21 protein-coding genes are annotated in these 25,360 nt (G+C 57.2%); 14 read left to right on the top strand and 7 right to left on the bottom strand.

All coding sequences use genetic code 11. The features are described 5' to 3' along the window. The 4 genes from NPX02_RS17575 to NPX02_RS17560 form a co-directional block, all read left to right on the top strand. A partial coding sequence (locus tag NPX02_RS17575) for a hypothetical protein (protein ID WP_335342600.1) occupies positions 1 to 202 on the top strand: 202 nt, incomplete at its 5' end. Positions 203 to 447: 245 nt separating this feature from the next. Beyond that, the gene (locus tag NPX02_RS17570; protein WP_260295139.1) at positions 448 to 1,623 is read left to right on the top strand and encodes an ATP-binding protein; all 1,176 of its coding nucleotides are present in this window, start codon (positions 448 to 450) and stop codon (positions 1,621 to 1,623) included. Next, on the top strand, positions 1,620 to 2,642 hold the full coding sequence (locus NPX02_RS17565; protein ID WP_260295138.1) for a YecA family protein: 1,023 nt from the start codon (positions 1,620 to 1,622) through the stop codon (positions 2,640 to 2,642). The genes NPX02_RS17570 and NPX02_RS17565 overlap by 4 nt, the downstream gene beginning before the upstream one ends. A 6-nt stretch (positions 2,643 to 2,648) precedes the next feature. Then, positions 2,649 to 3,902 carry a hypothetical protein gene (locus NPX02_RS17560; protein WP_260295137.1) on the top strand — a complete coding sequence of 418 codons (1,254 nt, stop codon included), beginning with the start codon at positions 2,649 to 2,651 and terminating at the stop codon, positions 3,900 to 3,902. A 449-nt stretch (positions 3,903 to 4,351) separates the two neighbouring features. Here the strand turns inward: NPX02_RS17560 and NPX02_RS17555 are convergent, their stop codons facing one another. Together NPX02_RS17555 and NPX02_RS17550 are read right to left on the bottom strand one after the other, a co-directional pair. Then, complete coding sequence (locus NPX02_RS17555) at positions 4,352 to 6,127, bottom strand: SLC13 family permease (RefSeq protein WP_260295135.1); 1,776 nt, start codon at positions 6,125 to 6,127, stop codon at positions 4,352 to 4,354. Between the two features lie 56 nt (positions 6,128 to 6,183). Continuing rightward, positions 6,184 to 7,734: a sigma-54 interaction domain-containing protein gene (locus tag NPX02_RS17550; protein WP_260295134.1), complete on the bottom strand. Its 1,551-nt coding sequence runs from the start codon at positions 7,732 to 7,734 to the stop codon at positions 6,184 to 6,186. A gap of 202 nt (positions 7,735 to 7,936) precedes the next feature. Between NPX02_RS17550 and NPX02_RS17545 the strand changes: the two genes are divergently transcribed. From NPX02_RS17545 to NPX02_RS17510, 8 genes are all read left to right on the top strand, one after another. Continuing rightward, a complete protein-coding gene (locus tag NPX02_RS17545) occupies positions 7,937 to 8,143 on the top strand; it encodes a YezD family protein (protein WP_260295133.1) in 207 nt (68 codons plus the stop codon). Positions 8,144 to 8,339: 196 nt separating this feature from the next. Further along, a complete protein-coding gene (locus NPX02_RS17540; RefSeq protein ID WP_260295131.1) occupies positions 8,340 to 9,359 on the top strand; it encodes a sulfate ABC transporter substrate-binding protein in 1,020 nt (339 codons plus the stop codon). A 58-nt stretch (positions 9,360 to 9,417) separates the two neighbouring features. Continuing rightward, positions 9,418 to 9,642, top strand: a complete 225-nt coding sequence (locus NPX02_RS17535; protein WP_260295129.1) for a TOBE domain-containing protein — start codon at positions 9,418 to 9,420, stop codon at positions 9,640 to 9,642. A gap of 8 nt (positions 9,643 to 9,650) precedes the next feature. After that, entirely contained in the window at positions 9,651 to 10,331 is a 681-nt protein-coding gene (locus NPX02_RS17530) for an RBBP9/YdeN family alpha/beta hydrolase (protein ID WP_260295128.1), read from the top strand. Positions 10,332 to 10,385: 54 nt separating this feature from the next. Next, a complete protein-coding gene (gene cysT / locus NPX02_RS17525) occupies positions 10,386 to 11,252 on the top strand; it encodes a sulfate ABC transporter permease subunit CysT (RefSeq protein WP_260295127.1) in 867 nt (288 codons plus the stop codon). Next, positions 11,249 to 12,115, top strand: a complete 867-nt coding sequence (gene cysW, locus NPX02_RS17520) for a sulfate ABC transporter permease subunit CysW (protein ID WP_260295126.1) — start codon at positions 11,249 to 11,251, stop codon at positions 12,113 to 12,115. The genes cysT and cysW overlap by 4 nt, the downstream gene beginning before the upstream one ends. Before the next feature lie 35 nt (positions 12,116 to 12,150). Then, positions 12,151 to 13,269 (top strand): sulfate/molybdate ABC transporter ATP-binding protein, encoded by a 1,119-nt coding sequence (locus tag NPX02_RS17515; protein ID WP_260295124.1) that lies wholly within the window; start codon positions 12,151 to 12,153, stop codon positions 13,267 to 13,269. Positions 13,270 to 13,902: 633 nt separating this feature from the next. Then, positions 13,903 to 15,072 (top strand): ATP-binding protein, encoded by a 1,170-nt coding sequence (locus tag NPX02_RS17510; RefSeq protein WP_335342599.1) that lies wholly within the window; start codon positions 13,903 to 13,905, stop codon positions 15,070 to 15,072. A gap of 192 nt (positions 15,073 to 15,264) precedes the next feature. Here NPX02_RS17510 and guaA read toward each other — a convergent pair whose 3' ends face one another. Together guaA and guaB are read right to left on the bottom strand one after the other, a co-directional pair. Further along, the gene (gene guaA, locus NPX02_RS17505) at positions 15,265 to 16,848 is read right to left on the bottom strand and encodes a glutamine-hydrolyzing GMP synthase (protein WP_260295122.1); all 1,584 of its coding nucleotides are present in this window, start codon (positions 16,846 to 16,848) and stop codon (positions 15,265 to 15,267) included. A 102-nt stretch (positions 16,849 to 16,950) separates the two neighbouring features. After that, a complete protein-coding gene (guaB, locus tag NPX02_RS17500) occupies positions 16,951 to 18,417 on the bottom strand; it encodes an IMP dehydrogenase (protein WP_260295121.1) in 1,467 nt (488 codons plus the stop codon). Positions 18,418 to 18,812: 395 nt separating this feature from the next. Between guaB and xseA the strand changes: the two genes are divergently transcribed. Beyond that, the gene (xseA, locus tag NPX02_RS17495) at positions 18,813 to 20,171 is read left to right on the top strand and encodes an exodeoxyribonuclease VII large subunit (RefSeq protein WP_260295120.1); all 1,359 of its coding nucleotides are present in this window, start codon (positions 18,813 to 18,815) and stop codon (positions 20,169 to 20,171) included. Between the two features lie 476 nt (positions 20,172 to 20,647). Then, positions 20,648 to 21,886 carry a multidrug effflux MFS transporter gene (locus NPX02_RS17490; protein ID WP_260295119.1) on the top strand — a complete coding sequence of 413 codons (1,239 nt, stop codon included), beginning with the start codon at positions 20,648 to 20,650 and terminating at the stop codon, positions 21,884 to 21,886. 221 nt (positions 21,887 to 22,107) lie between these two features. Here the strand turns inward: NPX02_RS17490 and der are convergent, their stop codons facing one another. From der to NPX02_RS17475, 3 genes are read right to left on the bottom strand one after another with little or no spacing between them, the layout of a single operon-like run. After that, the gene (gene der, locus NPX02_RS17485) at positions 22,108 to 23,496 is read right to left on the bottom strand and encodes a ribosome biogenesis GTPase Der (RefSeq protein WP_260295117.1); all 1,389 of its coding nucleotides are present in this window, start codon (positions 23,494 to 23,496) and stop codon (positions 22,108 to 22,110) included. A 53-nt stretch (positions 23,497 to 23,549) separates the two neighbouring features. Next, positions 23,550 to 24,716, bottom strand: coding sequence for an outer membrane protein assembly factor BamB (bamB, locus tag NPX02_RS17480; RefSeq protein ID WP_260295116.1), 1,167 nt, complete (start codon positions 24,714 to 24,716; stop codon positions 23,550 to 23,552). A gap of 16 nt (positions 24,717 to 24,732) precedes the next feature. After that, positions 24,733 to 25,359, bottom strand: coding sequence for a YfgM family protein (locus NPX02_RS17475; protein ID WP_260295114.1), 627 nt, complete (start codon positions 25,357 to 25,359; stop codon positions 24,733 to 24,735). Position 25,360: the final 1 nt, after the last annotated feature.

Here is a 25,360-nt window from a genome sequence, read left to right as displayed (position 1 = left end):
GTTGCCTCTCATGGTATCGCCGCTTTCTGCCTTGCTACCCGCAACAAATACCATGAGAAATACCATTGATGATGCAGATTACATTATCAATGGAAGTAATTTTATTATTATATTTCTAATAGTTAAGAATTCACTCTACTCCCACTCGATTGTAAATGAGCCATTTTTGTCTTTTATATTCAATGGCTTATTTTCCTGCTAATTGGAAATACCATGAAAAATACCATGCTCAGAAAATCCTTAAAAATGCTCGAGATAATTGCCGATTGAGCACCACCACATGGCACCCCAGGTTACCTTCCGGGCTTTGACTTCCAGATATACCCCCCTTGCTCCTGCAGGTAATGGATCAGCGTAAACAGGCGCCGCCTGGCTAATTGGTAACAACATTGACAATTAGCCATTTTCACGCATAATAATAGGCATTTAAAGCAACCAGAAACCATCGTGACCTACATCCCCCGAAACGCGGAATCCAGGCTTCAACACTTCGCCAGCGGCTATCCAGTGGTTGTCGTCACCGGGCCACGCCAGTCCGGCAAGTCCACCCTGGTGCGGCATGCCTTTCCCGAACACCGCTATATTTCGCTTGAAGATCTGGATCAAAGAGAATTCGCGGAAACGGACCCGCGTGGTTTTTTGAACCAGTTTACCGAGGGAGCCATCCTGGATGAGGCGCAACGCTGCCCTGCCCTGTTTTCCTATATTCAGACACGCGTCGATGAAAGACAGCAACCCGGTGAATTTATCCTGACGGGATCCCAGCAGTTTGGTCTGTTATCAGGCATCACACAGAGCCTGGCAGGCAGAGCCGCACTGATGACGCTGTTACCTATGACCTACGGCGAATTACAACGCGCAGGAAAAATTGGCAAAAACGTCGACAAGATACTCTTCGATGGGGCGTACCCTCCTATCTTCGACCGCGGACTCGAACCACACCCTTGGCAAGGAAACTATGTACGCACTTACCTGGAACGCGATGTCCGACAATTGATCAAGGTACAGGACCTGGGCACCTTTCAACGCTTTTTAAAATTGTGCGCGGGCCGGACAGGACAACTGCTCAATCTCTCCTCGCTGGCCAATGACTGTGGTATTACGCATAACACAGCCAAAGCCTGGATATCCGTCTTGGAAGCCAGTTATATCGTGCATCTGTTGCCACCGCATCACCAGAATTTCAACAAGCGTCTGGTCAAAACGCCCAAACTCTATTTTCTGGATACCGGCATTGCCACCTGGCTGCTTGGTATCCAGAACAGCGAGCAGCTGACTACCCACGTTCAACGAGGCGCCCTGTTCGAAACCTGGGTCATCGGTGAATTGCTTAAGGCCCGTTATAACGCGGGCGAAACCTCGAACCTTTACTTCTGGCGTGATCGTTCTGGACATGAGGTGGACCTGCTGATTGACCATGGAACCCATCTGTCACCGCTGGAAATCAAATCCGGGCAAACTATCAACAAGGATTACTTCAAGGGGCTTGAGTTTTGGAAAAACCTGGCAGGTGATAACGCCGGAAAGGCCTGGCTGGTTTACGGCGGCGACAGCCGGCAGATACGTTCCGATGTCACTGTACTACCGTGGTATGAGATCAATTCCGAGCAGATTGTGATATGAAAATACCGGGCATCGGACGCAATGATCCTTGCCCTTGCGGCAGCGGAAAGAAATTCAAGCACTGCTGCATGGGCAAGGAGAACAGCACGGCATCCGGTCAGGGCGCGGCAGGCATGTCCGAACTCTTGCGAAAAGCGCTCGAAGGCCGGCAATTCAACTCACTGGAAGAAGCGCAGGCATTTGTCGCCCGGCATGCTCAAGAACAGAACCGGCGGCCACGGGACGAGTTTCACGGTTTATCGCCCGAGCAGATGCACCAAATACTGAATCTTCCGTTCGCATCGCCGGGACTGGTCCACTTTCCGGAGGTGCTCGATGCCAACCCGACAGCACCGATACTGACCCTGTTCGGGCTATTGACGGACGCCATCGGCGAGCAGGGCCTCAAACCGACCGCCAAGGGCAATCTGCCGCGCAACTTCTGCCGCGAGGCCGCGCTGGCCTATTGGGGTGAGCAGCGGTATCAGGAAAAAACCCGTTATGGCGGCATTAATCGGGAGGAGGATTTTGATGATCTGCATGTCACCCGCCTTGTGGCCGAACTGGCGGGGCTGATCCGTAAATACAGGGGCCGGTTCATCCTCAGTCGCGACTGCCGCCGGCTGTTGGCCAGGGACGGCATGAGCGCCATCTATCCCACACTGTTCAGGGTCTATGCCGAACAGTTCAACTGGGCATACCGGGACGGCTATCCCGAATTGCGACTCATGCAGAGCGCCTTCCTGTTCACACTTTATCTGCTTACCCGCTACGGTGACACCTGGCGGCCACAGGTATTTTATGACGACGCCTTCTTACGCGCCTTTCCCATGCTGCTGGATGAAGTGCCACCGAGCCAGGTATTTTCCCCCGATGAGTCTGTTCGCAACTGCTACACCTGGCGCTCGCTGGTGCATTTCGCGGGCTTCCTGGGATTGGCGACGGTGGAACCGGCTTCCGACGAATTCCTGTGTCGCGAGTATCGGGTGAAGGCCCTGCCGTTGCTGGGCCAGATCGTTCAATTTCAGCTCGCCAAGTAAAGCCACATGGCGAGAAAACGCAAACAAAATGACCCGCTGGCCACCTTGCTGGAGACCGCACCGAAAACCAAGCTGGTCGATCTGCTCGTCCGCGTGGCAGGCACGCGCCCCGATGTCCGCCGCGAATGCCTCGACTACCTGAACAGGCACACTGCCCTGTCTCCCAGCCGGAAGAAACAGTCCGAGGGAGAAAAACTGCTGGCCTTGTGGGACGAACTTACCCCGGACCTGGATGAGCTGGATGCCTACGGCGGCGGTGATTATGACGTCGACATCCATGTCTCAAGCCTGTTGCAGGAGATCGCACAGGCACTTTCCCGGAAAAAGACCGAAGCGGCCTACCGGCAACAACTTCTCAACAACGTCCTGCCCTATATCGAGAGTGGCAATGCCGGCCTTGACGACGATCTCTACGATGTGGCCTATGCTGCCTGTTATACCGACGACGATTGGCGGGCACTGGCGGAAGCCTTCGAGACCATGGGTGGAGACTGGAAACTCGACCATGCCCGCCGTATCTATCGCCGACTCGGTAACCGGGAAAAATATCTCGGACTACGCCAGCGCAAACTGGCCACCGGCACCGATTATCACGACCTGGCTGATTTCCACTGGAAGGCCGGTGAGAAGCAGAAGGCCATGGAGATTGCGGAAGAAGGGCTGCTCCGCGGAAAGGGCCGCATGGATGAATTGCGCCAGTTCGTTGCCAAGCGGCTCAAATCCGCCGGCAACCGCGAACGCTACCTGGCGCTACAATTCGATCAGACAATCGATCACCTGACCTGTGACAAGTACAAGGCATTTCGAAAACTGTGCACGGTCGCCGAATGGAAGCGTTACGAAGCGAAAATTCTTGCGCAGCTGGAGAACGCCTGGGACACGGAGCAACTCCGCATCCGCATGCACCGCAAAGAGCATGAGGAAGCGGTAGCCGTGCTGACCCGAAGCCGCTATCCCCTCTACGCCTGGGACAGCGCCTATGAACTGCAGACCGCCAGGCGCCTCGAAGGCAGGTATCCCGAGGCAATTCTCAAATACTATTTATCGGGCCTCGGCAACCTCAAGACTAACGCCCCGCGCAAGGAATACGCCCGCAAGGCACAGGTAATGAAGAAGGTCCACCACGTGTTGGTTGATGTACTGCACGATGCGCCGCGCTGGCGAGATTTCGCCATCAAAATCAAACGGGACAACATAAAGCGCCCGGCTTTCCAGGAAGAATTTGCCAAAGCCGTACCAGGTTGGCAGGCGTTGAAATAACAACGACACGCTTTTCGGAAATGGGGGTAGGCAACGATATAAACCGCACCCACCTGCATAATCACGCCACGCTCGTTCGAGAAGCGAAATCTGAACTCCGTTAATACCATAACAACATCAATCTGCCTCTCATGGTATCGCTGGTTTTTGCGTTACAGCGCGCTGAAAATACCATGAAAAATACCATTGATGATGCAGCTTATATTATCAATTTGATTTTTTTTATTCTTATAATTCAATATGTTACCAACCCATGTCACTCCCACTCGATTGTAAATAAGCACTTATTTTTATTTATTTACAGATACTTACAAATCGACATATTCACAATACCATGAAAAATACCATGCTCAGTAATTTCTTAAAAATTCACAGGATAAGCGTGGCTTATTCTACAGAACCTGCATTTTTCGCAACATGCCACAGCATTGGCCAACACTACCTGCCCATCAATGAAATGGCCAGATCATAGGTATCAGCAGAGTAGTAACCGCCGTGGCCAAAAAGGACATCGGCACACCAATCCTCAGGTAGTCGGTAAACCGGTAGCCGCCCGGCCCCATGACCATCAGGTTGGTTTGATACCCTAACGGCGTCAGGAAGCTTGCGCTGGCGCCAAACATAACCGCAATGATAAAGGGCATGGGGCTGACGCCCAGCTGCTCGGCGACACCGGTTGCTATAGGAAACAATAAGACTGCTGCCGCGTTATTGGTAATCACCTCGGTAAAAAGGCTGGTGACGAGATAAAACAGCAACAACGCCAGCCATGGATTCTCAATGCCACCACTGAGCAGGATATCTACGATCCAGGCGGCTGCCCCGCTCTCCTCCAGCGCGGTCCCCAAGGCAAAGGCTGCACCGATAACCACCAAAACCGGTAAATTGACGCTGACATTCATCCGCGCACGGTTGACGGTCACGCAACCGGTTACCAGCAACAGGCCAGCAGCCAACAAAGCCACCTCCAGCACAGACATGAACCCCAGGACATTGATTACCACCATCGCACTCAGAATGCCCGTTGCCAGTGGCGCCTTGGAAAAGTTTGGCGGTGTGGAATCCCGCAGCGGGCTGACCAGCATAAAATCCCTGCGATACTGATACTGCTCAACGAAAGCCTCACTGGTTTCCAGTAGCAAGGTATCGCCTACTTTCAGGGTGATATCGCCCACTTTGCCTGACAGGCGCTGTCCGCCACGACTGATACTCAAAATAGCGGCTTGATAGCGGGAGCGAAATTCCGCTTCTTTTACCGTCTTGCTCAAGCCGGGAAACTCCGCCCCCAACACCACTTCGACCAGACAGCGTTGGTGATGATTAAGTTGCAGCTTGTGGGCACCGCCATGGGCAGGAACCAGGCCGTTGATGCGTTGCAGCTCACGGGCACAGGCGGGGGCACCAATGAAAGCCAGCTGATCGCCTTCCTGCAACTGCATATCCGGGCCGACGGCCGTGTAAAGCTTTTCACCGCGGGTGATGTCCGTAAGGTAACCGTGTTGCAAATTACGCAAGCCGGCATCACGAATCGATTTGTTGCGCAAGGGGCTACCCGGGGGGATTACCATTTCCACATGGTATTCACGGGCGTGCTCCAATTGCTCAATCAGGCCTTCGCGCTCCGGCAACAACCTGCGACCAAACAGCATCAAAAACGCTGAGCCTGCGAGCAGCAACGGCACGCCGACCCAGGCCAGATCAAAGATGTGAAGACCGGGGAAACCGCGGTCCTGCATGAGGCCATCAACCACCAGGTTGGTACTGGTACCAATCAGGGTACAGGTACCGCCCAAAATGGCGGCGTAACTCAGCGGGAGCAGCAATTTTGAGGGTGACATCTTCAGGCGCTGCGCCCACTCCTGTACCGCCGGAATCATGATGGCAACGACGGTAGTGTTGTTGAGAAAGGCGCTTAAAAAGGAGGTCGGCAGAATCAAACGCATCTGACTCGCCAATAGGGTTTTAGGTTGTCCCAGCAATTTGTGAGCAATCCAAAAAATGGCGCCAGTATCCCGCAGGGCCGCAGCCACCACATACAGCACCGCCACTGTCATCATTCCCGCGTTGGAAAATCCCACCAGCGCCTGCCCGGTGTCAATAACGCCACCTATTAATACCGCCACCATCGCCGCCATCATGGCAATCTCTGCGGGCACCCGATTGCTGGCCAGAGCCACCAGCACGCCGACTACCACTGCCAGGGTGAATAACATTTCCGCCGTCATGTTTTGAGTCTCTTTTTACGTTTTTGTATTGGCAAAAGCCGCGATGTCTGATTGCGTTACCGCTGCCGGTATTTGGCGGGATCGATACGATACCGTCGGAGCTTTCCCCGCAACGTATTGGGGTTAAGCCCGAGTAGACTGGCCGCTCCTTGGGCGCCATCGACCCGACCTCGGGTTCTGGTGAGGGTGCGTTTCAGGTGGGCAGAAATTACCGTATCCAAAGGCTCAATCGCGGCGCTCTCGTTGATGGCGGTGTCCGGGAAGTTATCGTGGCTTCCCGGCCTCAGCAATTGCACGCCCAGGGCGGCATGGAGATCGAGATGATGACCGCGACCAAGAATGACCGCGCGCTCCAATACGGCGCCCAGCTCACGCACGTTGCCCGGCCAGTCGTAATCGCGTAGCCGATCAATGTCCGACTTGTGTAACGGCGGAATCGGCACACCGAGTCGCTGAGCGGCACGTTCAATACAATGCTGGGCCAGCGGCTCTATATCCTCGAGTCGTTCACGCAGCGCGGGAAGAATAATGGGGAACACGGCCAGCCGATACCACAGATCCTCGCGGAACTCGCCATTCTTCACCATGTGTGGTAGATCCCGGTGGGTGGCGGCAACGACACGAACGTCCACCTGGATTGAGTTTTCACTGCCGACCCGCTGCAACACGCCATCCTGCAATACCCGCAGCAGCCGTACCTGTGCCGCCAAGGGCAACTCACCGATTTCGTCGAGAAACAGCGTGCCGCCATCGGCGCGCTCGAACCAGCCGCGGTGGGCTGCCATCGCGCCGGTAAAACTGCCTTTCTCGTGGCCAAACAATTCCGTATCAATCAGCTCTGAGGGTAAGGCGCCGCAGTTGACCCGTATAAACGGAGCGCCATGGCGCCGGGATCGCTCATGAATGGCACGGGCAATCACCTCTTTGCCAGAGCCGGTCTCACCCAAAATCAGCACACTGGCGTCCGTCGGCGCCACTTGCCCTACTCGCTGCATGACGGTCCGCAACCCGCCGTCAACACCGATAATTGCCTCTGACGAGAGCGAGGTGCGGCCAAGCCGCGTTAGCAAGGTATCCCTGTCAGCCTCCGCCGCTGCGCGCAGCCGCTGAATTTCCCGCAACCGGTGGTCATTGTCGATCATCACGGTCAATGGCTGTATTAATGCATCCAGCAGGGCCAACTCCGCACTGGAGAACACCTCCCGACGAATCCGCAAAAACAACAGCCCGTGCCCCCCAGCACTTAGCGCAAGGGGGGCAAAGTAATCCGAGTCCTCGCCTTGTTCCTGAACCAACACCGCCAAACATTCAGGTGTCGCATCGGCGCTTTCACTGACACAAATCTCACCCGCGGCCAACCAGGCAAGCAGCGACTTTTGTAATGCGGGCGACAGGTCAATCGAGTGATGCAGCGATTCCAGTTTCGCTTGCGGTCTCCAGCGGTATATCAGATCAAGCCCGAACGGCTCCAGACCGGCATCGTAGAGGCTGACCTCAACCAACGGCAGTCGATCCTGTAGCAGATGGATAAATACCGGCAGTGTCGTTTCAAGCACTGCGTGACGACCCGCTTCGGCCCAGAGGGCGAGCAATTGATTTTCATTCATAGAGAAACAAGAAAATCTTTTTATTTGATATGCGAGCGACAGATATAACGATTTAATTCATCAAATAACAATGTTTTTTCAGTTATATAGAAATAACTATTAATACTTTACATACATATCAATTAGTTAAAAAGCCATATCGGATTTGGCATAAAGCTTGTAATAGGTTCAGTGCCATACAAACCGCAAGCAAGGGAAAATCATGAACCGCCAGACCGCCAATCCTGCCAACGAAGGCACGCATACCCTGCGCCGCATTATCGATGCCCTGGATGACCTGGAGTTTGGCGCCGTGGAAATCACCGTGCATCAAGGCCGCATCGTACAGATCGAGCGACGCGAGAAACTGCGTTTTGACAAGGAGCGCCGACCCTCTGTGGCGACCTCTGAATCCACTACCCGTGACTGACCGGATCGCCGGAAGCCGCCTTAGCCAAAACAGGACATTTTCAACAATGAAAACACTATCCAAATAAGGTCCTGGTCCTCGATCGCACTGGTAACCAGTACGACGACAAAAAACCCGGCAGCTTTGTGCTGCGGGCGCAGATCGATATTTAACCCCTATTTGAATTTTGACAAACATTAACCAGAGGAATACGACAATGATCACATCAATATCACGAAAGCTAAGTCTGCTAGCCGCTTCATCGCTTATCGCCTTCACGAGCTTCTCACAGCTGGCAAGTGCCGCAGAACTGCTCAACGTGTCCTACGATCCAACGCGTGAACTGTATAAGGAATACAACGAAGAGTTTTCCGATTATTGGAAATTCAAAACCGGCAAGGATATCAGCATCAAACAATCCCACGGCGGCGCCGGCAAGCAGGCACGGGCAGTGATCGACGGGCTGGCCGCCGACGTGGTAACCCTGGCGCTGGCTTATGATATCGACGCTATCGGGGAAAAAACCGGAAAAATACCGAAGGACTGGCAGTCGCGATTGCCCAACAACAGTGCGCCCTACACCTCAACGATCGTGCTACTGGTACGCAAGGGCAACCCGAAAAACATTCGCGATTGGGATGACCTGGTGCGCGATGGTGTGCAAGTGATTACACCCAACCCGAAAACCTCCGGTGGCGCACGCTGGAACTATCTCGCCGCCTATGCCTTCGCGAAAAACAAGTTCAGCAGCGATAAAGCCGCACAGGATTTCGTAGGCAAAATCTACCGCAATGTGCCGGTGCTGGATACCGGTGCGCGGGGATCTACCAATACCTTCGTGCAACGCGGTATCGGCGATGTCTTGCTGGCGTGGGAAAATGAGGCGTTCCTCGCGGTAAATGAACTCGGTCCTGACAAGTTCGAAATCGTGGTGCCTTCTGTTTCCATCAAAGCGGAACCGCCGGTAACCGTGGTGGATGGCAATGCCAAAAAGCATGGTAACGAAGCGGTGGCCAAGGCCTACCTGGAGTTTTTGTATACACCCTATGCACAAAGGCTTGTAGCAAAGCACTACTACCGCCCGTTTCTGCCGGAGTTTGCCGTCGCCAAAGACCTGGCCCGTTTTCCGAAGCTGGACCTGATTACTGTGGATGAGCAATTTGGCGGCTGGCAAAAAGCGCAGAAAACCCATTTTCTTGACGGCGGCGTGTTCGATCAGATCTACACCCCGCGCTGATACACCTCATGAAACCATCAGTCGGACAATGGTCCGGCTGACACCAGAGGATAACACTATGACTATTTCAGCCATCAACGCACGCAATCAGTTCCAGGGCAACGTCAAGCGCATCAAACGCGGCGATGTAGTCTCGGAAGTAGAGGTAGATATCGGCAACGGCATCATTACCTCTATTGTTTCCACCAGCTCGGTGGATGATCTGGGGCTCAAACCCGGCAGCCAGGTAATCGCTCTGTTCAAATCCACCGAAGTGGCGCTGGCCAGTTTCGCTCCGGCTTGACAGCAACAATGACCTATCGAAGCAAAAAGGATGATAACGACATGTGCACCAATGTATTGATCGTACCAGGGTACCACGGCAGCGGCGACGCCCATTGGCAGAGCTGGCTGGAAACACGATTACCACAAGCCCGTCGCGTCACCGGTATCGACTGGGAAGTACCCGCTCTGCACCGTTGGGCGGAGGCCGTGATCAATGAACTGGATAACCACTCCTATCCCAGCATCATTGTGGCGCACAGCTTCGGCTGCCTTGCCAGTGCACTGGCCATCGCCCACCGCCCGCGTCGCGTGGCCGGTGTAATTCTGGTGGCCCCTGCCGACCCGCAGCGCTTCGCCCTGTCGGGGCCGCGCAATCCTGCGCAGCCCCGCGAGCTCAGTATTGCCTGGTCTCTGCCGGAAAATGCGCTCAATACCCCCGGATTGGTCGTGGGTAGTCACAATGATCCCTGGATGAAGCTGCAGCACGCCCACGCCTGGGCGAAACGCTGGCGACTGCCCTTTCACGATGCCGGTCCAATGGGCCATATCAATGTCGATGCGGGTTTCGGCCCCTGGCCCTGGATTGAGCAGATCACAGAAGCTCTGTGCGAGAAGGTCGCATTGAGCCATGGAGCAACTCAACACTGGGGGCACGGTCACGAAGTGGCTCGTCACTCCACAGCACCGATGCGGTTGCTCTATGCCTGAACGCAGCAATAAACCCTATTCGACACATTGCTTCATCGGAGGCTACCTACTCTCATGACATTCACATCTCGATCCGCGCTACCTGGCTTCCACCTGGCGCTCGGATATACCCTGGTTTATCTCAGTCTGATCGTGCTGATTCCGTTGGCGGGCGTATTTTTTAAAGCCGCCGAACTGGGTTTGGCGGAAATTTGGGCCATCCTTCGCTCCGAACGGGTCCTTAGCGCGCTGACACTCTCCTTTGGCACGGCGCTGATTGCCGCAGCTCTGAATGCGATTTTCGGCACCCTGGTCGCCTGGGTATTTGTGCGCTACGACTTTCCCGGCAAGCGTCTGTTCGACACCATGATCGACCTGCCCTTTGCCTTGCCTACCGCGGTAGCCGGTATTGCGCTGACCGCACTCTACGCCGGCAACGGCTGGGTCGGCCAATGGCTGGAGCCACTGGGTATCAAAATCGCGTTTACTCCGGTCGGTATCATTATTGCACTGCTCTTTATCGGCTTGCCGTTTGTCGTGCGCACCGTTGAACCGGTGTTACGGGACATGGAAAAAGAGCTGGAAGAAGCCGCTGCCTCGTTGGGCGCCAGCCGCTGGCAGACCATCCGTTTGGTGTTACTGCCCAGCCTACTGCCCTCCCTGCTCACCGGCTTTGCCCTCGCCTTTGCCCGCGGCGTTGGCGAATACGGCTCTGTGATTTTTATCGCGGGCAACCTGCCCTATGTCTCGGAGATCGCGCCCCTGCTGATCGTGATACGGCTGGAAGAATTCGACTACGCCGGCGCCACCGTCGTCGCCGCAGCCATGCTGGTCATCGCCTTTGTGATGCTGTTTGTCATCAATAGCCTGCAGGCCTGGAGTAATCGCCACAAAGTCCGCAATCAGTCGCTGGCGTTGCCGGTGCAAGGAGCTAAACAATGAGCACGACCTTATCCGTCAAAGCCAACCACAGTGCCGTGACCGAATCTGCTGGCATGCGCCAACTGCTGATCGCTGGTGCCCTGCTGTTTTTGCTGTTGTTTCTGTTGCTGCCGCTGATTTCTGTCTTTTTTGAAGCGCTGCGCAATGGCATCGGCACCTATGCCGAGGCACTCACCGAGCCTGACGCCCTCGCCGCCATCAAACTCACGCTGATAGCAGCGGGTATTTCGGTGCCGCTCAATCTGGTGTTCGGCGTTGCCGCCGCCTGGGCGGTGGCCAAGTTTGAGTTTCGCGGCAAAACGCTGCTGATTACCCTGATCGACTTGCCGTTTTCGGTATCCCCGGTGGTAGCGGGTCTGATCTATATACTAATGTTTGGCGAAAGTGGCTGGGCCGCGGGGCTGATCGCCGACACCAATATTCAGATCATTTTTGCGTTACCGGGCATCGTATTGGCGACAATTTTTGTGACCTTTCCGTTTGTGGCCAGGGAGTTGATCCCTCTCATGCAGGAACAGGGCACCGATGACGAACAGGCCGCACTCAGCCTGGGTGCCAATGGCTGGCAAACCTTCTGGCATGTGACCCTGCCCAATGTGCGCTGGGGCCTGCTGTATGGAGTATTGCTGTGTAATGCACGGGCGATGGGTGAGTTTGGTGCGGTATCGGTAGTCTCCGGGCACATCCGCGGCGAGACCAACACCATGCCCCTGCATGTGGAGATTCTCTATAACGAATACAACTTCGCCGCCGCCTTCGCCATGGCCTCGGTACTCGCATCGCTGGCCTTGCTGACCCTGGGCCTGAAATCACTGCTGGAAACACGCCACGGCGAAGCCTTGTCGCAGAGCCACAAACACTGACCAACAGATACTGATTGATTTTTGAGGACACTATAATGGATATCACACTGAACACTATCGACAAGCAGTTCGGTCAGTTCAAGGCGCTGGACAACATTGATCTGCATATCGAATCCGGTGAATTGATCGCCCTGCTGGGGCCATCGGGTTCAGGCAAAACCACACTGCTGCGAATTATCGCCGGCCTGGAATTTGCCGATGGCGGCGCGGTGTACTTTGGTGGTGAGGACGTCGTCGCGATCCCACTGCGCAAACGTCAGATCGGGTTTGTGTTTCAGCACTATGCCTTATTCAAGCACATGACCGTGCGGGACAATGTCAGCTTCGGCCTCCGGGTTCGCAAGGGCGAGACACGCCCCGACAAAGCAGTCATCCGTCGCCGTGCTGACGAATTGCTGGACCTGGTACAACTGTCGGGACTGGGCGACCGCTACCCCCACCAGCTCTCCGGCGGCCAGCGCCAACGCGTGGCACTGGCCCGAGCATTGGCCATCGAGCCCAAAGTCCTGTTGCTGGACGAACCCTTCGGCGCTCTCGACGCCAAAGTCCGCAAGGAATTGCGGCAGTGGTTGCGTGAGCTGCACCAGAAGACGGGGGTCACCACCCTGTTCGTCACCCACGATCAGGAGGAAGCGTTGGAGCTGGCGGATAGAGTGGTCATCATGAGCGGTGGAAAAATTGCCCAGGTTGGCAGTGTCGATGAAGTCTATGAACGACCTGCATCGCCGCTGGTATTCGATTTTCTCGGTAGTACCAATCGCATTCCCGCAAAGTTGCAGGATGACCACCTCATCGTTGGCGGCCAACAGATCGCCCGTTACAACGGCAATCAAACCGGTAACGTTACCCTCTACGTGAGACCGGGTGATCTGCGTGTAGCCGGCGTCAGCGATCCCGGACTGGATGTCACCGTTCTGAACGTACAACGAACAGGACCGATAGTCAGAGTAACTGTGGAAATCCCGCCTACAGGCCAACGCCTTTCCGTTGAAGTGCCCCACTTGCATCACGACGTGAAACAGTTCGTTCCCCAGCAGACGGTGCGTCTGCGATTGATGCAATTCAGCGTCTTCGCCGCCGAGCCCGATTTGATCAACGAGGGGGTTTTAACGCCACATCTCATAGGCCGGGAACGGTCAAGACTGGCGCAATAGTTGGCGAAAGGTAACCGCAGAGAAGTACGTAATGACTGGCCTTTTACGTACTTCTCTGAAAACGAATGCTGGAAGGCTTCAGGGTTTCACTTGGTGATCGTCTTAATCACGCTTTATCCAGCACGTAACCCACGATTTAACCTGACCAATTCCGCCTGGATACCTTGGCTGGCTTAACTATGCAAAGGTCGCGTAGAGAAGATAATTCTTATTGATAATGTAATCTAGACAATCAATGAAACAAAAAATATTCTATTAAAAACAATATGTTGCAGAAAACCTACTCCCACTCGATTGTAAATAAGCCATTTTTATCTTTTATTATCAATGGCTTATTTTCCTGCCAAACGGTAATACCATGAAAAATACCATGCTCAGAAAATCCTTTAAAATGCTCGAAAAAATTGCCTATTGATTACCAGCACTCCCCCTCCCTTCCCCGATTCGGATAGTTCGCACACACCTCTCAGCTTCCTTGTTGACCGCCTCATTATTCCGTAATTTTCGTTGATATATTCCGTAATTTTCGTTGATATATTCCGTAATTTAAGATATTGTTCCGCTATGAATACACCATCCCTGTATCCACGTTGGATTGAACCACGAATTGATGAGGCCTTACAGGATACACCCGTGGTTTTGCTTGCCGGGCCACGCCAGGCTGGCAAAACGACCCTGGTACGCCAAATCGCCGAACGGGGACTGCACTACCTGACCCTGGATGATGAACTGACACTGTTGTCAGCGCGTGAAGACCCGGTCGGCATGATTCGCAATCTGGATCGCGCCGTCATCGATGAAATCCAACGAGCGCCCGAGTTGCTTCTGGCTATCAAGAAAAGCGTCGATGAGGATCGTCGACCCGGGCGCTTTCTGCTGACTGGCTCAGCCAATCTGATGGCGCTACCCACGGTTGCAGATTCACTGGCCGGGCGTATGGAAACTCTGATGCTTTTACCCCTGTCGCAGAGTGAAATCGAGAACAGACCGGCAAACTGGATAGATCGCGTTTTTGCCGGAGAAATCCTGACATCGAATCCCCCTGTACTCGGCAGCAATCTGGTCGAGCGCGTTCTACGCGGCGGCTACCCGGAAGCGGTTGCAAGACCAACGGAAAAACGACGTACTGCCTGGGCTCGGCAGTACATAAACGCCATTCTTCAACGCGACGTCCGCGATGTCGCCGAAATCGATAAACTGGATCAATTGCCACGTTTTCTGCGCGCACTGGCGCAGACCGCTGGCCAGATGTGCAACTACTCCGAGTTAGGCGGCCAGGTCGGTCTTGATGGCAAGACGGTCTCTCGCTACATCAGTGTCTTTGAACAAATGTACCTTCTCAAACGAATCGATGTATGGGCACGTAATCGCTTGAAACGCGTGGTCAAGACCCCCAAGCTTCAGTTCATCGACTCCGGTTTGTTGAGCGTACTCACCAACATCGGCCACAAAGATGTTGATTTGGACAAAACAGGCTACGGGCACATTCTGGAAAGCTTTGTGTTCAGTGAATTACTCAAACACACGGCAACCTCTGATGATGATTATCGGCTACTGTACTACCGGGATGCGGACAAGTACGAGGTTGATGTGGTGATTGAGAATAGCGCAGGACAACTGTTAGGCATCGAAGTAAAAGCATCTGCCACCGTTAAAGAACGAGATCTGCGTGGATTGAAAAAACTCGCCAGCCTGGCCGGCGATCAGTTCACAGCAGGCGTGCTGCTGTACGATGGTGATGAAACAATGCCTCTGGGTAGCAACCAGTGGGCTGCTCCCCTGTCCACACTCTGGGGCTCCTAAAAGCCGTCATCAATAGCCTACTTGGCCGAGCGCCAAAAAATACCATGACAGTACACATCTGCCTCTCATGGTATCGCTGGTTTTTGCGTTACAGCGCACTGAAAATACCATAAAAAATACCATTGATGATGCCGTTTATATTATCAATTTGATTGTTTTTATTCTTATAATTCAATATGTTACTAATCCATGTCACTCCCACTCGATGGTCGCCGGCGGCTTGCTGGAGATGTCGTAGGCCACCCGCGAGATACCGGTGACTTCGTTGATGATGCGCCGCGACACCAGCTCCAGGAACTCGAACGGCAGGTGAGCGAAGCGGGCGGTCATGAAGTCCACCGTCTCCACGGCGCGCAGCGACACCACGTACTCGTAACGACGCGCGTCTCCCACCACGCCCACCGATTTCACCGGCAGGAACACGGCAAACGCCTGGCTCACCTGGTCGTAGAGGTCGTGATTACGCAGCTCCTGGATAAAGATGTGATCCGCCTGGCGCAGCAGATTGGCGTAGGACTTTTTCACCTCGCCGAGGATACGCACCCCCAGGCCGGGACCGGGGAAGGGGTGGCGGTAGACCATCTCCGAGGGCAGCCCCAGCTCGACGCCGATCTTGCGCACCTCGTCCTTGAACAGCTCGCGTAGCGGCTCCACCAGCTGCAGCTTCATGTAGTCGGGCAGGCCGCCCACGTTGTGGTGCGACTTGATGACGTGGGCCTTGCCCGACTTGGCACCGGCTGATTCGATCACGTCGGGATAGATGGTCCCCTGGGCCAGGTACTCGACCCCTTGGATCCTGGTCGCCTCCTCTTCGAAGATGTCGATGAACAGGTTGCCGATGATCTTGCGCTTCTTCTCCGGATCGCTCTCGCCGGCCAGGGCGTTAAGGAAACGCTCCTCGGCATCGACCCGGATCACCTTTACGCCCATGTGCTGGGCGAAGGTGGCCATCACCTGATCCCCCTCGTGCAACCGCAGCAGGCCGTTATCGACGAAGATGCAGGTGAGCCGGTCACCGATCGCCTTGTGCAGCATGGCCGCCACCACCGAGGAGTCGACCCCGCCGGAGAGCCCCAGCAGCACCTTGCCCTCCGTTCCCACTTGTGCACGGACCTGGTCGATGCTGTCCTGGATAATGCTGGCCGGGTTCCACAACGCCTCGCAGCCGCAGATCTCGAACAGGAAACGTTCGAGGATACGCCCACCCTGACGGGTGTGGGTCACCTCCGGGTGAAACTGGATGCCGTAGAAACCGCGCGCCTCGTCGGCCATGCCGGCCAGCGGTGCGTTGTCGGTTTCGGCGATCACCGTGAAGCCTTCCGGCAGCGCCTCGACCCGGTCACCGTGACTCATCCAGACGTCCAGCAGGCCATAGCCTTCGGTTGTCGTATGATCCTCGATATCCCGTAGCAGCTTTGAATGCCCCCGGGCGCGCACCTGGGCATAGCCATACTCATGGGCCTCGGAGCCAGCCACCTTGCCCCCCAGTTGCGCCGCCATGGTCTGCATGCCGTAACAGATACCCAGCACCGGCACCCCCAGTTCGAATACCAGGGCGGGGGCACGCGGGGTATCCTCGGCCGTCACCGACTCCGGCCCACCGGAGAGGATGATCCCGCTGGGATGCTGTTCCCGGATGGTCGTTTCGCAGTTGTCATAAGGCCAGATTTCGCAATAGACACCGGCCTCGCGCACCCGCCGGGCGATCAGCTGAGTGTACTGGGATCCGAAATCGAGGATGAGGATGCGGTGAGCGTGGATATCCTGATTCGTCATAATCTATGTTCCAATTTCCAATCTTGCTGAAACGAAAGAACCGCAGAGAGGTGGTGAATCCTCACCACCGGTCTGCGGCTTCCCATGGATCTTGTGCGACAATCAACCCTGTCGGTAATTCGGCGCTTCCTTGGTGATGGCCACGTCATGCACATGGGACTCGCGCATGCCGGCATTGGTCACCCGGACAAATTCCGGTTTGGTGCGCATATCGTCGATCGTGGCGCATCCGGTATAGCCCATGCTGGCGCGGATGCCACCGGTCAGCTGGGTGATCACGTTGATCAGCGGCCCCTTGTAGGGGACCCGTCCCTCGATACCCTCGGGCACCAGCTTGTCCGCCTCCTTGGTATCTTCCTGGAAATAGCGGTCGCTGGAGCCGTGGCGCGCCTGCATCGCCCCGAGACTGCCCATGCCGCGATAGGCCTTGTAGGAGCGCCCCTGATAGATCTCCACCTCGCCCGGCGCCTCTTCGGTGCCGGCCAGCAGGCCACCCACCATGACGGTATAGGCACCCGCCGCCAATACCTTGGCGATATCGCCCGAGTAGCGCAGCCCGCCATCGGCGATCACCGGGATACCGGTGCCCTCCAGCGCCTCGGCCACGTTGGCCACGGCGGTGATCTGAGGAACCCCGACCCCGGCCACGATCCGGGTGGTACAGATGGAACCGGGACCAATACCCACCTTGACCGCGTCGGCACCGGCTTCCGCCAGCGCCCGCGCGGCCGCCCCGGTGGCAATATTGCCGCCGATCACCTGGACCTGTGGATAGTGCTGCTTGACCCAGGCGACCCTGTTGAGCACCCCCTGGGAGTGGCCATGGGCGGTATCCACCACGATCACGTCAACCCCGGCCCGGACCAGTGCATCGACCCGCTCCTCGGTACCCTCGCCGACCCCGACCGCGGCGCCGACACGCAGCCGCTCCTGGTCATCACGGCAGGCAAAGGGATAATCCTTGGCCTTCTGGATATCCTTCACAGTGATCATGCCCCGCAGCTGGAAGGCATCATTGACCACCAGAATCTTCTCAATGCGGTTGGCCCGCAGTTTGGCCATCACCGCTTCCCGATCGGCGCCCTCATGCACGGTGATCAGACGCTCCTTCGGGGTCATGATGGCGGAAACCGGCTCGTTCATACGGGTCTCGAAACGCACGTCGCGATTGGTGATGATGCCCACCAGGTCCTCGCCCTCCACAACCGGGACGCCGGAGATCTTGTTCGCCTGGGTGATCTTGACCAGTTCGCCCAGCGGCATGTCGGGCCCCACGGTGATCGGGTCGGTTATGACGCCACTCTCGTAGCGCTTGACCGTGCGGACCTCGGCCGCCTGCTGCTCGGCGGTCATGTTTTTATGCATAATGCCGATCCCCCCTTCCAGCGCCATGGCGATGGCCAGGCGGGCTTCGGTCACCGTGTCCATGGCCGCGGAAACCAGCGGAATATTGAGCCGGATCCCACGGGTGAACTGGGTGGCCAGATCCACATCCTTGGGCAGCACAGCGGAGTGGGCCGGCAGGAGCAGGACATCATCAAAGGTAAGGGCTTCCTGAACGAGGCGCATAATAGGTTCCCAAATGAAAGGTTTTTCAGTAAACCGAGTATTATAAAATCTCAACGAACCAAGGTAAACTCAAATTAGCATTTATTTACCAGAATACCCATCTAACGTAGCGCTACCCAGGAAAAAATATTAGCCGCAAATGAACGCGAATAAGGTAATTCCAACAACGCCGGGGTAGGATGCGGTTCATTCTTCTACCACTCCCCACCCTGCGAAACTGGCGCAAACTGAAAATCAATGAGTTAGGTTCAAGTTCTTGATCATGACAGGGGTCGGAGTCAAATTTGATCAAGGAAACGGGGCATTTCATACGACAATGTCCATCAAATTTGACTCCGACCCCTATAGGAATCCCTTAAGTAGGTTCCATTCGGGTAACAGGCATTTTTATACCTATGCATGATTCAGAAGCAAGTTTCCAGCGGGACATCTACAGCGTATCCCGCCTCAACAGCGAGGTCCGGGCGGTATTGGAGGGCAGTTTTCCGTTGCTCTGGGTGGAGGGGGAGATATCCAACCTGGCCCGCCCCGCCTCCGGACATATCTACTTTACCCTCAAGGACCCCCATGCCCAGGTGCGCTGCGCCATGTTCCGGATGAAGCGGCAGTTATTGCGCTTCCAGCCGGAAAACGGCCTCAAGGTGCTGATCAGGGGCCGGGTCGGGCTCTACGAGGGACGCGGCGAATTCCAACTGGTGGCGGAGCACATGGAGCCGGCCGGTGAGGGCGATCTGCAGCAGGCCTTCGAGGCGCTGAAATTCAAGCTGCAGCAAGAGGGTCTGTTCGACAGCGCGCATAAGCAGGCCCTGCCCCTGCTGCCGAAACGGATCGGCGTCGTCACCTCGCCCAGCGGCGCCGCCATTCGCGATGTGCTGAGCGTGCTACGGCGACGCCTGCCCGCCGTGCCGGTGCTGATCTATCCGGTCGCGGTGCAGGGCGAGGAAGCGCCGCGCTCGATCATCAACGCCCTGCGACTGGCGGAGCAGCGGCAGGATTGCGACCTGTTGATACTGACCCGGGGCGGCGGCTCGCTGGAAGACCTGATGGCCTTCAACGATGAGGGGGTCGCCCGCTGCATCCACGCCCTTACCCTCCCGGTGATCTCGGCGGTCGGACACGAGGTGGACTTCACCATTGCCGATTTCGTGGCCGACCGGCGCGCGCCCACACCCTCGGTGGCGGCGGAGCTGGCGACACCGGACCGGCTGGAGGTCCTGGACCGACTCAACTCCCTGCAGCGCCGGATCGGCCTGGGGACCCGGCGCCACCTGGCCAGCAGCAACCAGTCCCTGCAGGCGGTTGCTAAACGGCTTGAACGGATACACCCGGGTATCCGCCTGCAACAACGCCAGCAGTACCTGGATGAGCTGGGGCCACACCTGCTCCGCTGCATCCGTCGCCGGCTGACACAAGACACCGGCAGGCTCGGTCTGCTGGCGAGCCGACTGCGCGCGGTCACGCCCGGACACCGGCTCAACCGGCAGCAGGAACTGCTGCGCGGACTCAGGCATCGACTCGACCTGGCCTTGGGCGCCAGCCTGCGCGCCAAGCAGCACCGCCTCGGTTCGGCCAGCGGCACCCTCAACGCCCTGAGCCCCTTGGCTACCTTGCAGCGCGGTTACTCCATCACCCGGCTGCTGCCGGAGAGAACGCTGCTGCAGGATGTCGGCCAGGTACAGTGCGGCGACCGGCTGGAGACCCGGCTGGCCAACGGCTCCATCACCTCCACCGTGGACAAGGCGGTGGAAAATTAAACTAGTTGCCATTGAAACCAGCCAGGCGGGGTGGGCACCCTTTTTTATGACCGCACGAAGCGCTCAACACCACCCCGGATCCTGCCCGTCCAGGACTGTGCGCCGGTTAGGAGTGAACCACGGATGGACACGGATAAACACGGATTTTGGTTAAGAAAGCATCGCTACGGGCGGACTGTCGTATACCGGGGATTATCAACGCGCAGTGTCACGCGTCTCGTGACATCCGGGTCAATCCGTGTGTATACGTGGTTCGGGACCGGTGTGACTGTGCTACCTTGAGCTTCCCTGGAGCAGACTCCATCCAGGCTACACACCACATCCCCGCAGGCGAAATTGGCGCGCCCATCAACTGCGAGCGATGCCGTTCGTTTCACTCTCCGCTGCCGGCAACACGCCCTATTCCCTACGGAAAAAGCTTATTTGTTTCATGTGTAACTATTGCGTTAGCAATCAAAACCGGATAAGAATGTCACATGATCTCGCCAAAGTCCCTGTTCGCCACCGCCATCATCGCCTCACTGGTGGCGGTCGGCCCGCTCTCCACCGACATGTATCTGCCGGCCTTTCCGCTGCTGATGCAGAGCTTCAACGCCGATATCAACCAGGTTCAGCAGACCCTGAGCATCTTTCTGGTCGGCTTCGCCCTGGCTCAGTTGATCTACGGCCCCCTGTCCGACCGCTTCGGCAGAAAGCCCGTACTGATGGTGGGCCTGCTGCTGTTTCTGCTGAGCAGCCTGGCCATCGTGTTCGCCGAATCGATCGCCTCCCTCTCCGCCCTGCGCCTGCTCCAGGCCATCGGCGGCAGCGCCGGCCCGGTGCTGGGGCGTGCCATGGTGCGGGATATCCATGGCCCCCGGGAGTCCGCCCGCCTGCTCTCCTATATCGGCACCGCCATGGCCGTGGCCCCGGCCGCCGCCCCCATCCTGGGCGGCTACATGACTATCTGGTTCGGTTGGCAGTCGATCTTCCTGTTCCTTGCCGCATACGGCGTCATCGGGGTCTTGCTGCTGGGGATTCGCATCCCGGAGACCGCTCCGCCGGGCAGTCATCACGTCATGACGGTCGGCAATCTGTTGAAAAACTACGGGATTCTGCTGAAACATCCGACCTGGCGCTGGTACACCCTGACCTGCAGCTTCGTGTTTGCCGGGCTATTCTCGTTCCTTTCCGGTTCCTCCTTCGTCATTATCGACTTTCTCGGCTTCAAGGAGGAGCAGTTCGGACTCTTCTTCGCCCTGGTGGTGGGCGGCTTCATGATCGGCACGCTGATCGGGGGGCGGCTGGTGCGCAGCGTCGGTATCAACCGGTTGCTGGGCTACGGCTCGATCATCGCCGCCACGGGGGGCGTCAGCATGCTGCTCTTTGCCCTGGCCGAGGTACACCACGTGGCGGCGATTGTCCTACCGCAGATGTTCTATATGATCGGCGTCGGTATCGTCATGCCGCAGGCGATGGCGGGGGCGCTGGCCCCGTTTCCGCACATGGCCGGCACCTCCTCCGCATTACTCGGCTTCATCCAGATGTCGGTGGCCGCCGGTATCGGCGTGCTGGTGGGGCATTATCACGACGGCTCACCGCTCTCCATGGCACTCTCCATCGCCCTGATGGGGATCTTCACCCTGGTCAGTTTTCTGCGCCTCAGTCGCCTTGATCACACCGAGGAGGATGATGATGACGAAGATGGCGGGGTGGAGCCGTCCGGCATTCTGTAGTGGTGAACGCCCACTGGTCGAAATCACGGTGAATTTCGTAGTGCGGTAGGTTGGGGTGAGGAACGAACCCCAACATCATGGCGCACACACATGAAACCCCGTTGGGGTTCGCAGACTCACCCCAACCTACAAGCCATTACCCCGTATCGAATCATCTGCGTGGGCACAAAAAACGTGCCCACCCTACGAATGAACGGGATATTTTGGTCGCCGAATGGCGCCTACTTGCGCTTGCTGAAGGACTTGAGGCGTTGGCGCTTCTGTGCCTGGCGCGGGGTCAGTTTGTTCTTGCGGTCCTTGAACGGATTCTCCCCGGACTTGAATTCAATGCGGATCGGGGTGCCGGTCAGTTTCAGGACCTCGCGGAAGCGGTTGATCAGATAGCGTTTATAGGTGGTCGGTACCGCATCGGTCTGGTTGCCGTGGATCACGATGATGGGTGGATTCTGTCCACCCTGGTGGGCATAACGGAGCTTGATCCGCCGGCCATGCACCATCGGCGGCTGGTGCTCCTGGACGGTCCATTCGAGGATACGGGTCAGCTCCGGGGTGGCCAGATTGCGGGTGGCGTTGGCGTAGGCCGAATCCAGCGCCTGATAGAGCTTGCCGACACCGGAGCCATGCAGTGCCGAGATAAACCGCTTGGCGGCGAAATCGAGAAATGGCAGTTTCCTGTCGATCTCCTCCTTTATCCGATCACGCTGCTCCGATTGCAGACCGTCCCATTTGTTGATCACCACCACCAGCGCGCGCCCGCTCTCCAGGATATGGCCCGCCAGGGTCGCGTCCTGTTCGCCGACGCCTTGCTGGGCGTCCAGCACCAACATTACCACATTGGCTTGCTCGATCGCCTGCAGCGTCTTGATAACACTGAACTTCTCCACCATCTCACTGACCCGGGCGCGGCGCCTGACCCCTGCCGTATCGATCAGCGTGTAGGGCTTGTCATCGTGCGTGTAGGTGATGAAGACACTGTCCCGAGTGGTGCCGGGTTGATCAAAAGCGACCACGCGCTCCTCGCCCAGCATCCGGTTGACCAGGGTGGACTTACCCACATTTGGACGGCCGACCACGGCGATAAGCGTGCCCTTGTCCTTCTCCTGGGCAATACCGTCAGGCTCGGGGAAGGCCTCGAGTACATCATTGATCAGGGACCGCACGCCGCGGCCATGGGCCGCGGAGATCGGTAGCGGCTCGCCCAGTCCCAGGGAAAAGAAGTCGGCGCCGGCCATGTCGCCATCCAGGCTTTCACTCTTGTTCACCACCGCACTGACCGGTTTTCCGGTACGACGGAGCTGCCCCGCGATGGCGCTGTCGGCGGGGGTACAGCCGGTGCGGCCATCCAGCAGAAAAAAGATATGATCGGCTTCGGCAATGGCCGCCTGCACCTGCTGCTCCATCAGCAAATCGACGCCCGTCGCTTCGCCGCTCAAGCCCCCGGTATCCACCACCACATAGGGGCGGTCACCCAGCTTGCCGACACCGTACTGGCGATCGCGGGTCAAACCGGGCTGATCCGCCACCAGGGCGTCACGACTCCGGGTCAGTCGATTGAACAGGGTGGACTTGCCCACATTGGGGCGTCCCACCAGGACGATTACGGGCAGCATGTTTGGCACATTTACGCTCAAAATTCAGAGTCAGGGAGTTCAGAGACCGGGGATCAGAGGCCGGAGGTTGTGATGGCGGCTATCTCACCGCCATCCGCATAGATATAGACCGTACCATCGATCACGATGGGCGGGGTGGAGATCGCCGACTTGGCGACGCGTACACGTCCATCCAGGCGACCATCCTCGCGTGACAGAAAGTGCAGGTAGCCCTCGAAGTCACCCACCAGGATACGTTCACCCAACACCACCGGCGCGGTCAGCTTGCGGTATTGGAGTTTCTGGTTCTTCCACAGGGCGGAACCGTTGCCCGGGTCCACCGACAGGACGTGATCGGTATCATCGGAGACATAGATCTGCCCGTAATCCGCCCCCATGCCGGCGTAGGAGGAGAGCTTGCGACGCCACAGCACGATACCGGTTTCCAGCGACACCGCCGCCATCTCGCCCTGGTAGGTGACGGCGTAGACCACATCGCCGATGACCAGCGGATCACCATCGATATCCACCATGCGCTCCAGCTCGGAGCGGCCGCTCGGCGCCGAGACGGTGAGCTCCCAGAGCAGCTCACCATCGCGCAGATTGAACATCGCCAGCTTGCCGCTGGCAAAACCGGCGATAACCCGATCACCGGTAATCACCGGGGAGCTGTTGCCGTGCAGGGTCAACACCGGAATGGAGCGGTCATAGATCCACTGCTGGGCACCGGTCGCCGTATCCAGACCGAACAGTTTGCCATCAATGGTATGCACCACCACCACACCTCGCGCGGCCTTGGGCACGGAGAGCACTTCGCTGCTCACCCGAGTCCGCCATTTTTCGCCACCCCCGGCCTGATCCAGCGCGATCACCTCGCCGTTACTGGTGCCGAACAACACCAGCCCCTCGCCCGCGCCCGGCCCACCGGAGATCTCCAGTCCGGTATCCACCGACCAGAGGGCACGCCCGGTGGCGGCATCCAGCGCCCGCACCTCGCCCTTCCGGCTGGCGGCATAGATCCGGTCATCCTCGATAAAAGGCACCAGTTTGACCCGTTGCTTATCCGCGCCGCCACCGATGGAGGTGGACCAGAGCACCCGGGAAGGAACCGTTTCGTCCAGCTCGACCAGCTCAGCCGGCGGTTCCGAGTTGTCATCCTCGGCAAACCAGTCCATCGGGTTGATGGAACCGCAGCCGCTCAGCAGCAGGACCAGCAGGGATATCAGCAAGTAGCGCATCATTGGGCGATCCTCGGGACTATTCGGCCGCGGTCAGATTGTCAAACTTCATCTGTACCAGGGCACTGTTACTGACCTGGGACTCCAGCGCTTCCTTGTAGGCCTGCCGGGCAGCCCCCCGGTCACCCTCTTGCAAAGCGATATCGCCCCTCAATTCGGCAATATCCCCTTTGAAATTGTCCACCGGCGCCTGGGCGATAAGGCCGGACGCCTCCTCGACCGCGCCCTGATCCAGCAACAGGCGCGCCAGTCGCAGGCGGGCGATCTGTCGCAGTGACTGATCGTCGGCATTGGCCACCACCCATTGCAGCCGCTCCTTCGCGCCGTCGATATCGCCCTGCTGGAATTTGACCTTGGCCAGATTCAAGGAGGCAAACACCGCATAGGCGCTCCCTTCATGTCCGGCGATCAGCGCCTCGGCCTGAGCCACCGCTGCCCCCGAGCCGGCGGCGACACTCTCCGTCAGCTGCTCAAATTGTTGCGAGGCCTGTTCAGCCACCTGGCGCTGATGCTGGGTCCAGTACTGCCAACCAAACACGCCACCCAGCCCCAGCACGATGCCGGCGATGACCGACTTGCCATTTTCCTTCCACCACCTTTTGAGTGCTTCAACCTGCTCTTCTTCCGACAGATTCACATCAACCATC

Origin of the sequence: Sedimenticola hydrogenitrophicus, from assembly GCF_025175675.1 — a bacterium.
Classification (GTDB): domain Bacteria; phylum Pseudomonadota; class Gammaproteobacteria; order Chromatiales; family Chromatiaceae; genus Sedimenticola; species Sedimenticola hydrogenitrophicus.
The sequence above is the reverse complement of the archived record's forward strand: the minus strand, read 5'-3'. Positions and strand labels throughout refer to the sequence as shown.